This is a genomic window from Paraclostridium bifermentans (assembly GCF_964259345.1).
GTDB lineage: Bacteria > Bacillota > Clostridia > Peptostreptococcales > Peptostreptococcaceae > Paraclostridium > Paraclostridium bifermentans_B.
On record NZ_CAXVJR010000002.1, the window covers coordinates 205,939 to 219,093 of the forward strand.

Annotated in this window: 12 protein-coding genes and 1 pseudogene; 10 read left to right on the forward strand and 3 right to left on the reverse strand. The window is 29.5% G+C overall.

The features are described 5' to 3' along the window. Nucleotides 1–55: 55 nt before the first annotated feature. Genes ACEXNK_RS05045 through dndC form a run of 3 tightly spaced genes read right to left on the reverse strand, consistent with a single transcriptional unit; the run spans nt 56 to nt 4,054 of the window. On the reverse strand, nt 56–439 hold the full coding sequence (locus ACEXNK_RS05045; protein WP_373599193.1) for a DndE family protein: 384 nt from the start codon (nt 437–439) through the stop codon (nt 56–58). A 2-nt stretch (nt 440–441) separates the two neighbouring features. Beyond that, nucleotides 442–2,601 carry an AAA family ATPase gene (locus tag ACEXNK_RS05050; protein WP_373599192.1) on the reverse strand — a complete coding sequence of 720 codons (2,160 nt, stop codon included), beginning with the start codon at nt 2,599–2,601 and terminating at the stop codon, nt 442–444. Continuing rightward, nucleotides 2,591–4,054, reverse strand: coding sequence for a DNA phosphorothioation system sulfurtransferase DndC (gene dndC, locus ACEXNK_RS05055; protein WP_373599191.1), 1,464 nt, complete (start codon nt 4,052–4,054; stop codon nt 2,591–2,593). Before dndC ends, ACEXNK_RS05050 begins: the two co-directional genes overlap by 11 nt. A gap of 216 nt (nt 4,055–4,270) precedes the next feature. On the opposite strand from dndC, the gene ACEXNK_RS05060 reads away from it, so the two are divergent. The 10 genes and pseudogenes from ACEXNK_RS05060 to ACEXNK_RS05105 all read left to right on the forward strand — a co-directional run bounded on the left by ACEXNK_RS05060 (nt 4,271) and on the right by ACEXNK_RS05105 (nt 13,152). After that, complete coding sequence (locus ACEXNK_RS05060; protein ID WP_373599190.1) at nt 4,271–4,645, forward strand: hypothetical protein; 375 nt, start codon at nt 4,271–4,273, stop codon at nt 4,643–4,645. 475 nt (nt 4,646–5,120) lie between these two features. Next, the gene (locus ACEXNK_RS05065) at nt 5,121–5,327 is read left to right on the forward strand and encodes a 4Fe-4S dicluster domain-containing protein (protein WP_373599189.1); all 207 of its coding nucleotides are present in this window, start codon (nt 5,121–5,123) and stop codon (nt 5,325–5,327) included. Next, on the forward strand, nt 5,328–6,395 hold the full coding sequence (gene vorB, locus ACEXNK_RS05070) for a 3-methyl-2-oxobutanoate dehydrogenase subunit VorB (RefSeq protein WP_373599188.1): 1,068 nt from the start codon (nt 5,328–5,330) through the stop codon (nt 6,393–6,395). Then, on the forward strand, nt 6,395–7,126 hold the full coding sequence (locus ACEXNK_RS05075) for a thiamine pyrophosphate-dependent enzyme (RefSeq protein ID WP_373599187.1): 732 nt from the start codon (nt 6,395–6,397) through the stop codon (nt 7,124–7,126). The genes vorB and ACEXNK_RS05075 overlap by 1 nt, the downstream gene beginning before the upstream one ends. After that, entirely contained in the window at nt 7,126–7,656 is a 531-nt protein-coding gene (locus tag ACEXNK_RS05080; RefSeq protein ID WP_373599186.1) for a 2-oxoacid:acceptor oxidoreductase family protein, read from the forward strand. The genes ACEXNK_RS05075 and ACEXNK_RS05080 overlap by 1 nt, the downstream gene beginning before the upstream one ends. Before the next feature lie 12 nt (nt 7,657–7,668). Next, a complete protein-coding gene (locus tag ACEXNK_RS05085) occupies nt 7,669–9,813 on the forward strand; it encodes an acetate--CoA ligase family protein (RefSeq protein ID WP_373599185.1) in 2,145 nt (714 codons plus the stop codon). A gap of 30 nt (nt 9,814–9,843) precedes the next feature. Then, entirely contained in the window at nt 9,844–11,028 is a 1,185-nt protein-coding gene (locus ACEXNK_RS05090) for a Glu/Leu/Phe/Val family dehydrogenase (RefSeq protein WP_373599184.1), read from the forward strand. Nucleotides 11,029–11,163: 135 nt separating this feature from the next. After that, entirely contained in the window at nt 11,164–12,420 is a 1,257-nt protein-coding gene (locus ACEXNK_RS05095; RefSeq protein ID WP_373599183.1) for an MFS transporter, read from the forward strand. Between the two features lie 171 nt (nt 12,421–12,591). Then, nucleotides 12,592–12,651, forward strand: a pseudogene (locus tag ACEXNK_RS05100) (hypothetical protein); the annotation flags it as partial. Nucleotides 12,652–12,771: 120 nt separating this feature from the next. Continuing rightward, complete coding sequence (locus ACEXNK_RS05105) at nt 12,772–13,152, forward strand: FCD domain-containing protein (RefSeq protein ID WP_373601559.1); 381 nt, start codon at nt 12,772–12,774, stop codon at nt 13,150–13,152. Nucleotides 13,153–13,155 lie beyond the last annotated feature (3 nt).

The window sequence follows — 13,155 nt, forward strand, 5'->3', positions numbered from 1 at the left end:
TCTTTAAAATAATAAAATCTACTTTTTAAGTGATTTAGTTGCAATTGTTATATTTTTATATACCAAGATCATTATTAGATATTTGTCTAATAAAATGTTCCAAATTACTAGAATAATTATATTTATTTTTAAGCATAACAGCTCCTCTATCTATATGAAGTTTAGCATGATTAGGGAAGTACTCATCATCGGTTAAACTTTTACCAGCATATTGTTCAAGTAAAGCTTTAAATAATCCATCATACTGAGCTGTTATAGTTTGTCTATTTAACTCAAGCCCATTATTATCAAAACTCTTATAATCCTCAATAGGTTCATCACTAGTTAAAGACATTGAAATTGCAAGTTTACAAAGTGCAAATGGCTTTAAATTCATTCTAGAACCTAACTCTTCAAATATTTCTTTTGTTTGCATTGATGTTTTTAATCTAAATCCCATAATTACACCTCGAAAAAGTATCCTTTAGACTGTATAGTCTTTCTATTTATATCATCATAATCAATTAAATACTCACCATTTAATCTAGGTTTAATATCTTTATATGATTTTTCATCTATCTCTGTATTAGTAGATAAAATAATAACCTGATCGCTTATAGTAGAGAAATACTCATTAGTAATATTATTTCTATGAGTTTCATCTATTCTTGCGTAAGGAGTATCTATTATAAATGGTATTTCTATATCAGAAGCTTTTAGTAAAGCCCAGTATAAGCAAAGAATATATATTTGTTTTTCTCCACTAGAGAATCCATTTATATCAACTTTTGTTCTTAAAGTTATAAAGGCTGATTGATTACCATTTTTTATCTTATTAAGTAACTCAGAACGATTTTTAACTTTATACTCAGTAAATAAATCCTCGAAGAATAAGTTACCTAATTTTTTCTCCATTTCATCGTAACCTATATTTTCTATAAGGTTTTCGATTTCAAGAGAGTTATACATTTTGTTTATATATAAAGATGTATTAAAATTACTATCTATATCTATGAAATCTATAAAGTTATCTTTACGTATAATTTTTTTGAATATATACATAAAATTATTTTGAATTTCTTTTGTTTTACTTTCAGTTAAAGTTGTAATCATATCATCTAACATAAGTATAAGGTCAGAAGACATATCTACAACTTTATTAGATTGAAGTAAATCTATATACTTTGATTTAGCTTTATCTTTAGCTGTTTCAGTATTTAAAACTAATAATTCTAAATCTTTTAACTTAATATCTAAATTATTCTTAATCTCAGATAAATGTCCGATTTTGTTAGATAAATCTGTTAGTTCATTTATATATTTATTTAAAGACTCATCTTCAAGACTATTATTTAATGTAGTTCTGATTGTTGCTAATTCTTCACCTATATTTCTATGTTCATCAAACAGTGAAAGTATATTGTTATTATCAATACTCAATTTGTTGTCTATTAAAGAAAGTATTGAATTACTTTCATCATTAGAAAGGTTATGAATAACCTTGAAGTCATCTGCTTGATTATTAGGTTTTATATCATCAATCAAAGCTTCTGAAACAGTCATAGCTATTTCATCTATACTAGAAGTATCTAATTTACTTAAAAGAAGATTTTTGAAATAATCTGCTGATAATTTATCCTTTAATTGGGAATATACAAGATTGTCACTTTCACTTTTAATTTGATTTTTCAAATTAAATATTTGATCTTTAACAATTAAAAATGGAAGAATATCATTACAAAAATCTTTTATAGATTGATTTATTACAGATCTTCTAGTTTCTAGCTCTATAGTTTTTTTATTAAGAATCTCTCTTTCTTCAGCAAGAACTCCACCTTTTTTTCTAAAATCACTTTCTAACTGTTTTTGTTTTTGATTCAAATCATCAAACTCAATTGAAATATTATCAAAATTATCAACTAAGCTAGATTTTTCTAAAGTGAGCTTAGTGAACTCATCCTCTAAAGCTAAATAATTTGCTTTAGCTAACTCTAATTCAGAATCGTCATTTTTACTATTTCTGATACTTGAAAGTATAGTGTTTTTTAAAACATCAAAAGTATCGAAATTACAAAGTGATAAAAGTGATTGCTTTAAGTGAGTATTAGAATTTTTACCTATGAAAAATTCTGAAAGATGTTCACCATCAAAGAAGAAAAATTCAAATATTTTTGGAGAAATTATTGATGTTATATAATTTTCAAAAAAGTTAAGTTCTTCATCTTTTAAAGGAATAGGTGAGTAGTTCTTATAAACTAAAAATATCTCATCTAATTTTTTATTTTTAAAAGTCCATTTTCTAGTCAATGTATATATGTTTATTTCTGTACCTTCGCTTAACTCTAAGTCAATAGAAACAAATGCATCTACTAAATCAGACTTAAGAGAGTTATTATTTATATTTGATTTCACTTTAGATATATAAGAAGCATTAAATCCTTGGTATTTATAAGCCATAGGTCCGTATATACAAAGTTTTATAGCTTCAAATATTGTAGATTTACCAGCTCCATTTTTACCACCAATAAGTATAATGTTTTTATCATCAGTAGTAGCAAAATCGAAGACAGTTTCCTCTTCATAAGATCTAAAGTTTTTAAGTTTAAGCTTATTAATTTTCATTGTCTAACTCCTTGCTACTTTCTTCTTCAATTTTTTCAACAATATCTTGATGAAGCCATTGTTGATTTAAAGTTTTATTTATTGAATTTTTAAGTTTAGTAGTATTACTAAAATGTTTATACTTATTAGTATCAATAATTAATTTATTAAATAAATCATGATTTATATTATACTCATTACATTTTTCATTTATTGCACATAGAGTAGAAGAATCAAATACTGGTTTTTTGTACTTAGACCAAGGAAGATCTTTACCAGTGATTTCTCTATATATGTCTACTAATGTTGTAGCTGTTAAGTCTTCTTCATCGTCCCATATTGCATCTATAGCTTTTAGTTCATCTAAAGTAATTAGTTCTATATCAGGATAAAACTCTTGCATTCTTATTTGAGTTTTTAATAATTCTCTAAGTATCATTTGTCTAGCTTCAAAAGTAAAAGGTCCAAACATTATACGCCCATCTCTTTTTATAACGGAACCATTTCTTTTATGTTTTTTACGATTTTCAGGAACATCTCTTTGAGATAATATCCATGTTCTAAAGTCAAGTAGAGGTTTGAGTTCTAAATGGCCAGATTTTATAAATCCATTTAAAGACTTGTCTTCTTTGACAACTGTGCAAATCCAACAACCAAATCTACTATTACCACAACTACTTTTAGCAGTGGATTCGTCTGCTATAAATGGACATTCTCCCGAATCACCAGAACCTTTAGTATACATATGGAATAATTCCATAGTATCAGTTCCCCATGATGTTGCAGTAGAACCAAATCCATCATTAGCTTCTTCAAGTATATTATCATTATTATTAACTAATACATCCCACACATCAGCAGTAGTAAAGTCTACTATAGGAGTGTAGACATAAGCTAAATGGTTTTTACTTTTTAGAGTTTGATGAGGAGTAAGAAGATATCCTTCTATTTCTCTTTTTTCAATTCTAGCTTTTCTAGCTATACTTTCATCTTTACGAACTCCAAGTAAGATAACAACATCTTCACTTTCTAATTGTTTTTGTATAAATTGATTAGAAGGTTTTATTTTTAATCTTTCCGTACACCAACGATATTGTATAGATTTAGGAGTAGGGTATCCTTTACCTATAACATTAGTCCAAAAGCTATCACCAGGATGTGGATTTACAACTGTAGCTTCTATAGGTAAATTATATTCTTTAGCACTTTCGTTCATTTTATTTATATTATCGTTAAGATAATTTAATATTACAGGGTTTTCTATAAGTGTGTCAGATGACACTATATAAACAGGTTTGTGTCTTTTTTCTTCAGGTAAATTTAGAAGCATTCTAAATGTAAGCTCTGCAACAACACTACTATCTTTTCCGCCACTGTACCCTATGATCCAAGGTCTATTATCGTTAAGATATACGGCTTGCATTTCATTATAAATGTCTTCTAGCGTATAATTGTCAAAATAATTAACAGCCATATATATTCATATCCTTTCTATAAGGTATTTCATTATTATTCAAACTATAATTATATCACACAAATGTTCTGATTGTAAGCTTAAAATAAGCATGTTAAGATAATTGCATTGTGGCTTACAACTATGAAATTGCATAATTTTAAAGGTTTAAGACAGATATGGGTTTCTGATATAATAAATATATAAATTATAAAACTTAAGGGGATAAAGAAAAACATGAGTAAAAAAACTTTTTTAGATACATTTAAAGATAAAGGGGAATTAAATTATGAAGATATAACGAATAAGTCTGTTGGATTTGTTATAAACAATGCAATAGACAAAGACAAAAGAGGGTTATATGATGCTACAATAGGATGCTGGAAATGTAGTATCGACAGAGTTAAAGAAGTGGAACTAGTGTTTAGCTTGTATAGAACATATATTGTAGGAATATGGATACCTAAAACTTGGGAGAGAACTAATGGAGGAACTCGTGTAAAATGGGAAGGTATTAAGTGTACAGATGAAAAAATTTTAGAAAAATACTTATATAAAAAAGCACCTAAATCTTATAGTGCAGTAAGATACTATGGAAATAAAAAAATATAATAATTAAAATAATTTAAGACTATTGAAAAGCGGTGTAACTAATAAACTAAAAGAATATTATATTTATATAGATAAACGAGGAGTAACGAAAAGTTACTCCTTATTTTTATGTAATTTAAAATATGTATACAAACTATAAATAACTAAACCAGTAATCAAAATGTATACAATCTATAAACAACATATGAAATTATTTAGAAAATTTAAAAAATTAAAAATATAACGCTTGATATAAGCATTACCATACACTATAATTAACTTAAATAACAAAAAACAAAACGTATACAATCCAAAACAACTAATCAACCAATCAAATAATCAAAATGTATACAATCTAAAATACATTAAATCTATATCAAAAATCACTTAAAAAATACTTTATTTATCAAATAAACAAATCACAATACAAAAATCAAAACGTATAACATGGATTTATTCCAAAAAATAAATATCTTAAATTGGGGGAGTCTTTTTTATGGAAAAAATGATTTTACACAAAGAAAGCTGTAAAAGCTGTGGCTATTGTAAAAATGTATGTGCCAAAGAAGCAATAATAATGGGAGATTACATCAATGACAAAGGATACCAAACTGTAGATGTAATCGAAGAAAAATGCGTAAAATGTGGACTTTGCTATGTAATGTGTCCAGAATATGTATTTGAAATATTGGAGGTGGAGTAAATGACTAAAATGTTAATGAAAGGTAATGATGCAATAGCAGAATCAGCAGTAAGAGCTGGTTGTAGATTATTTGCAGGATATCCAATAACACCTCAAAGTGAAATACTTGAATACCTAGCAAAAAGATTACCAGAAGTAGGGGGACACTTTGTTCAAACTGAATCTGAAATAGCTGGTATATCAGCAGTATATGGTGGAGCAGCTGCAGGATTTAGAGTATTAACAAGTTCTTCAGGACCAGGATACAGCTTACTTCAAGAAGGTATATCATACATAGCTTCAGCAGAACTACCATGTGTATTAGTAAATGTTATGAGATATGGTAGTGGACTAGGAGACATATTCCAAGCACAAGGAGATTACTGGCAAACAGTAAAAAACGGTGGTCATGGAGATTATAGATGTATAGTATTTGCTCCAAACTCTGTTCAAGAAGCAGCAGATTTAACATATATGGCTTATGACAAAGCTGAAGAATACAGAAACCCAGTAGTTATTTTATCAGACTCTTCAATAAGTCAAATGATGGAACCAGTAGAATTTAAAGATTTTAATGAACATGATCCAAATAAATTTGAATGGTCTTTAAAAGGTAAAGGCGATGGACCATTTAGAAGAACAACATCAGTAATGTACTACAAATCTGATTACGATAAGTATATAAAAGCTAAGTACGACAATATAGCAGAGAATGAACAAATGTGGGAGGAATATGAATTAGATGATGCAGAGATAGTATTAGTTGCATATGGAATTTCTTCAAGAGTTTGTAAAGAAGCTGTTAAGATAGCTAGAAAAAATGGAGAGAAGTTAGGATTATTAAGACCTGTATCTTTATTCCCATACCCAATTAAAGCATTTGAAAAAATTAATAGTGATAATGTTAAAGCATTGATATCTGTAGAGTTATCAGCACTTGGGCAAATGGTAGAAGATGTAAAACTAGCTTGTGAAATGAAGATACCAGTATTTACTCACTTATCGGGGTCAACTGTACCATTAGCAGAAGAAATATTAGCTACAGTTGAAGAAGTAGAAAACAAGGTAGCAGAGGGGGTTTGTTTATAATGATTAAGAAAAAACCTAGTTTATTAGTAGAAGATAACAAATTTTGTCCTGGATGTGGTCATGGGATTGTAAATAGATTAGTAGCAGAAGTATTAGAAGAAATGGAACTTGATAAAAAAGCTATAGGTTCAGTTGCTGTTGGATGTGCTTGTCTTATGATGGACACTTTTGGCGTGGATTGGGTTCAAGCTCAACATGGTAGAGCAGCTGCTGTAGCAACAGGTATAAAAAGAGTAAGACCAGAAAGTCCAGTGTTTACTTACCAAGGAGATGGTGATGCACTTGCAATAGGATTTTCTGAAACAATGTATGCTGCAATAAGAAACGAAAATATTACAGTAGTATTTGTAAACAATGGAGTATTTGGTATGACAGGTGGGCAAATGGCACCTACAACTTTAGAAGGACAAAAGACAACTACTTCTCCATTTGGTAGAGATGTTGATATAACAGGAAGACCAGTAAATGTAATTAAGTTTATGGAAAATTTAAATATAGGATATGCAGCAAGAGGATGTATAACAAATCCAAAGGAAATTAATCAAACTAAGAAATTTATAAGAAATGCTTTTGAAGCTCAAATGAATAATGAAGGATATTCATTTGTTGAAGTTGTATCTCCATGTCCAACAAACTGGGGATTAACACCAGAAAAATCTTTACAACATATAAGAGAGAATGTTTTAGTGGAATATCCAATAGGTGAATATGTAAAGAGAGGTGAAAAATAATGGCAGATATGATTTTTTCAGGTTTTGGTGGTCAAGGAGTATTAACAGCAGGATTAATAGCTGCAAATATAGGAATGTTAAATGATAAAAATGTTACATGGATTCCTTCTTATGGTTCGGAGATGAGAGGTGGAACTGCAAACTGTAACGTTAAAATAAGTGATGATGAAATATCAAGTCCATTTGTAAACAAGATAGATGTTTTAGTTGCTATGAACCAACCTTCAGTAGTTAAGTTTGAGAATATGATGAAACAAGGTGGAATTATAATAGCAAATAGTTCAATAATAAAAGATTATAAATTCAGAGATGATTTAAAAATATATGAAGTAGCAGCTACAAATATAGCTGAAGAGTGTGAAAATGCAAGGGGAGCAAATATAGTAATGCTAGGAGCATTAGCTAAAGCTACTGATTTGTTTGAAAAAGAAGTGTTTATGCAAGGTGTTGAAAAGTTCTTTTTAGATAAGGGAAAAAATAATCCAAAGAATAAAGCTTGTTTTGAAAAAGGATATGAAGCTTGTAAATAGTGGGGGGACATTATGAATTTAGAAAAATTATTAAATCCTAAAAACATATGTGTTGTAGGTGCAAGTGAGAAAGAAGGCTTTGGAGGAGACACTTGTAGAAATATTTTAAAGTATATGGATACAGATAGAGTATTTTTAGTTAATCCAAAGAGAGATGAGGTATTTGGTATACCTTGTTATAAGAGTATAGAGGATATAGATAATACTATAGATTTAGTTATAATATGTACACCTCAATTTACTGTAAATCAAATACTTAAAGATGCACATAAAAAAGGTGCAAGAGGTGCAGTAGTATATGCTAGTGGATATTCAGAACTAGGAACAGATGAAGGAAGAAAAAATGAAGAAGAGTTAGAGTCTTTATGTAGGGAGTTAGATATTGCTTTAATGGGACCTAACTGTGCAGGATATATAAACTACAACAGCAATACTCATGCCTTTGCTTTTATATCAAATGATAGAGAAAGAAAAGGTTCTGTAGGATTAGTATCTCAAAGTGGTCAGATAGCCCTATCTTTGATGGAAAGTCCTAATATGAGATTTTCCTATGCAATATCATCAGGAAATAGTTCTATAGTAAAAATGGAACAATACCTAGATTATTTAATAGATGATGAAGAAACTAAAGTTGTTGCAATGTATTTAGAAGGAATAAAAAATCCTAAGATGTTTGAAGAATGTTTAAGAAAAGCTGCAATAAAGAGAAAACCAATAGTAGTATTAAAGGTTGGTAAGTCTGAAAAAGCTTCTCAAATAGCATCTTCACATACAGGAAGTTTAGCTGGTTCTGATAGAGTATACGATGCAGTATTTAAAAAGTTTGGAGTAATAAGAGTAGATGATATAGAAGAGCTATTGGCAACATCTCAAATGTTATCAGTTCTTGATAAACTACCACAAAATCCTAACTTTGCATCAATGAACTTATCAGGAGGAGAAACTGGAGTATGTGCAGATTTAGGTGAAATAAATAATATAAAGTTCTGTGATTTTTCAAAGGAAACAATGGATAAGTTAAATAACTTACTTCCAAGTTATGCAACTCCAAATAACCCACTTGATATGACAGCTTCACTATCTTATGATATAGAGCTTTATGCAAGTGCCCTAAGAGCAGTAATGTATGACGAAAATGTAGGAACAGTATGTGTAGGATATACACTGCTTCAAGAAATAGCTGATAATGCAATATATTATATGGCTAAAGGAATTGAGTTGGTAAAACAAGAGCCAAATTCTAAGCCAGTTGTAATGATACCATTTTTAGAAAATACAAGAAATGAAGAATACTTAACACAGTTAGAAAATATTGGAGTTCCAGTAATGCCTCCAGCAGGATATGCATTTAAAATATTAAAGTATCTAGCTGACTTTATAAGCTATAACCCAGCAGATGTAGATTTAGAACTTGCTATACCTGATGTAGTAGGCGAAGGTAGTGTGGCACTTTCTGAATATGAAAGTAAAAAGTTATTAAAAGAATATAACATACCTGCTCCAAATGAAGAAGTTGCTAAAACTGTTGATGAAGCAGTAGAGTTAGCAAATAGCATTGGTTATCCTGTGGTTATGAAAATAGACTCTGTTGATATATTACATAAGTCAGATATTGGTGGAGTTAAGTTAAATATAACTACTGAAGAAGCTGTAAGAAAAGCATTTTATGAAATCTTAGAAAATGCTAAAACTCATGAGCCAGATGCTAGAGTAGGTGGAGTATTAGTTCAACAAATGGCAACTAAGGGAGTAGAAGTAATAGTTGGAGTAAATAACGATCCACAATTTGGACCGAGTATTCTTTGTGGATTAGGAGGAGTGTTTGTTGAAGTATTCAAAGATACATCACTATGCCCTGTTCCTGTTTCTAAAAAAGAAGCTATTAATATGATTAATGAACTTAAGTCATCTAAATTATTAAAAGGTTATAGAGGAAATCCAAAGTTAGATATAGATGCTTTAGCAGATGTAATAGTTAATATATCAAACTTTGCTAAGGATAATAAAAATACATTAAAAGAATTAGATATAAATCCAATATTTATATATGAAAACGGATTAAATGCAGTAGATGCATTAGTAATAAATTATGAGAATACAAAAAGTTTAAATAATGAATGTGAAAAATGTGTTGAATGTGAAATGAGTAGAGTATAAGTTTTTATAAATTATAAGGGGGAATAAAATATGTCTAATAAAAATCAAAAACCATATATAGTAGTAGAGTGGAACGATACTGAAACGGATGCAAAAGGGTGGTTATGTGCATATAACTTTGTAAATCATTACTGCGGTGGTGGAACAAGAATGCACCCAACTGTAAATAAAGAGGAAGTAATAAGACTTGCAACAGCAATGGGATATAAGTATAAAGCTATAGAGTCTAAAACAACTGGAGGGTGTAAAGGTGGTATAGCTTATGACTATAAAGCACCAGATGCACTTGATGTATTAAAAAGATATTTAACTGCTATGGCACCATATATAGGTTCTGGGGTTTCTATAGGTGGAGATTTAGGTGTTGATTATGGTGATGTTTTAAGAATATTAGATGAAATAGGAATAGGGCTTCCAACTACAAAAGAGATGAGAGCTAATCCTAAGTTTGCTCAGTATATAAAAGATCATGATGATGTATGTGCTAAAACATATGATGGATTCTTAATGTATGACATGATAACTGGATATGGTTGTGCATATTCATTAGATGAAGCTTGGAAAATAAAAGAAGGAAAAGAAGGCGCTAGTGTAGTTATACAAGGATTTGGATGCGTTGGAGCTTCAATGGCTTATTGTTTAGATAAGATGGGATACAAAGTTGTAGGTATAGCTGATGTTCAAGGTCTAGTTTACTGCAAAGATGGATTAGATGTTAAGAAATTAGTAGAAACAAGAAAGCCAAAGGGAGAAATGGATAGAGATGCATTTGAACCACATTATGAAATATTAGATAACTCTAAGTGGTTAGAAATGGATTGTGATATATTAGTTCCAGCAGCACTTGAAGATGTTATAAACAAAAACAATGCTCATTTAGTTAAAGCTAGCTTAATAGTAGAAGCAGCAAATATACCTGTAACTCCTGAAGCAGATGAAATATTAAAAGAAAAAGGTGTAGATATCTGTGTTGACTTTGTATGTAACATGGGTGGAATAAGAATATACGAAGTAGTGGTATTTGGTTTAGTTGAGCCAACTCCAGAAGCTATAGTAAATGATTTAGAAGAAATAGTAAGAAGACAAACAAGAGTTATGTTTGAAAAAGCTAAAGTAGATTGTAAAACTCAAAGAGAAGTAGCAAGAGAGTTATTTGCACCAGATAAATCTGATACACCAGATGTATTAGAGATAGCAAGTTGTACGGCAGAGTAATATATTTATAAAATTAGATTAATATGCATTCAAATAGGTTACTTATGTATAGTAACCTATTTGAGGCTATATCTATATTTAAATAATGAAATAGAAAATTTTTAAAAATAAAAATAAATACATGGTGGTGTTTTAATGAGTAATATAAAACAAAGTAAAGCACATAAATATTTGGCAATATTAGCATTGTCCTTGGCTGGAGGGTCGATTTATTTACTTCCTTATCTTAAATATATATTCTATGATCAAATGATGTCAGTAATGGAAATTACAAATACTCAAATGGGTTCAATGGTATCACTTTATTCAGTAGGATGTATGCTATTATATATTCCTGGTGGAATACTTGCAGATAAGTTGTCTACAAAGAAAAGTTTGATACTTTCATTAGTGGCAACTGCTATACTTACGGTATTATATGGTATTACATTAAACTATACATTATCTTTAATTATTTGGTTCTTACTTGCACTTTCTACTGCATTCATTTTCTGGAGTGCACTTATGAAAGTAGTTGGTCAGATAGGAACAGCAGAGGAACAAGGTAGAATGTATGGTTTATATTATGCTGGTAATGGACTTACACAAGCAATATGTAACTCTATTGCACTAGGAGTATATTCAAAGTTTGGTGACCCAGCAACAGGACTTAAAATGGCAGTGTTTGTAATGGCAATAGCAAATATAGTAGCAGCGGCTATGGTATATTTCTTTGTAACTGATTCTAAAAAAGAAGAAACTCAAGCTGCGAGTGAAGATAAATTTGATTTTAGCAAGGTAAAGGATGTATTAAAAAATCCTATAACATGGTTATTATCTTTAGCAATACTTTGTTCTTATTCTATATTTACAACAAGTACTTATTTTACTCCTTATTTAACAGAGGTTGTTGGAATATCAGAGCAAATGTCTAGTACAATAGCAATTATTAGATCTAATTTATTCTTGGTATTCTGTGCTCCACTGGGAGGATATATAGTAGATAAATTAAGATCAACAACAAAGTGGTTTATGATAGGTAATGCACTTACAGCATTGTTTTTCTTCTTGATAATAATAATGGCATCATCTGGTCAAATGGTATTAATAACACTTACTTTAATACCAAGTGCTCTAGGTTATATGGTTTATGGAGTAGCTTTCTCTATGGTAGGAGAATGTAAATTCCCTGTTAGTGTAACGGCTACAGTAATAGGAATTGCATCTATAATAGGATATTTACCTGATTTTTATATGCATAACATATGCGGTATGATATTAGATAATGTTGGTGCATCAGGATATAATTATATATTTGCAATGTTAGGTGGAATTTGTTTACTTGGAATATTACTACCATTTATGATAAGAAAAAGAGTGAAGAAGCAAGAAAAACTTGATGAAGTAAAATAAAATGTATAAAATAGTATTATAATAGTATGAAAACGGTGTGCTTTTAATTTTAAGCACGCCTTTTTTAAAATATGGGGGGGAATAAAAATCAAAGCAGATCCACTTACAATCAGAGTATACGAATATATATCACAAAAGATACAAATTGGTGAATATAAACCAAATCAACGAATTACAGAATCGGAGATTTGCAGTGCAATAGGAGTTAGTAGAACACCTGCACGAGAGGCTTTAACAAGATTAGCAGGGGAGAATTTATTAGAAAAGATTCCTAATAAGGGATTTATAGTAAAGGAGTTTCAAGAAAAAGAAAAACTTGATACTTATGCAGTTATTGGAGCATTGGATTCTTTGGCAGGAACATTAGTTATAGAGGATTTAACATCAGATGAAATAAGAAAAATGGAAGAATTATCAGAGATGATGGGAATAGCTATAAAATATAAAAACTATGAAAATTACTTAAGTATAAGTAATGAATTTCATAATATTTATCGAAATAAATGCGATAACCAAGTGCTACTAACAATGATAAATAGCCTAGTATATAACTTTATGCCTAAGTCTTATATTAGCGAAAATCAAGATGATCTTTTTGAAATGTTAGCTTTTAGCAATAAGCAACATGTAAATTTAGTAGAAGCTTTTAAGAAAAAAGATACTAGATTAGTAGAGGAAATATTAAAGATGCACTGGAGGATGTTTTCCTTAAGTGAAATAAGAGAATCGTAGTAA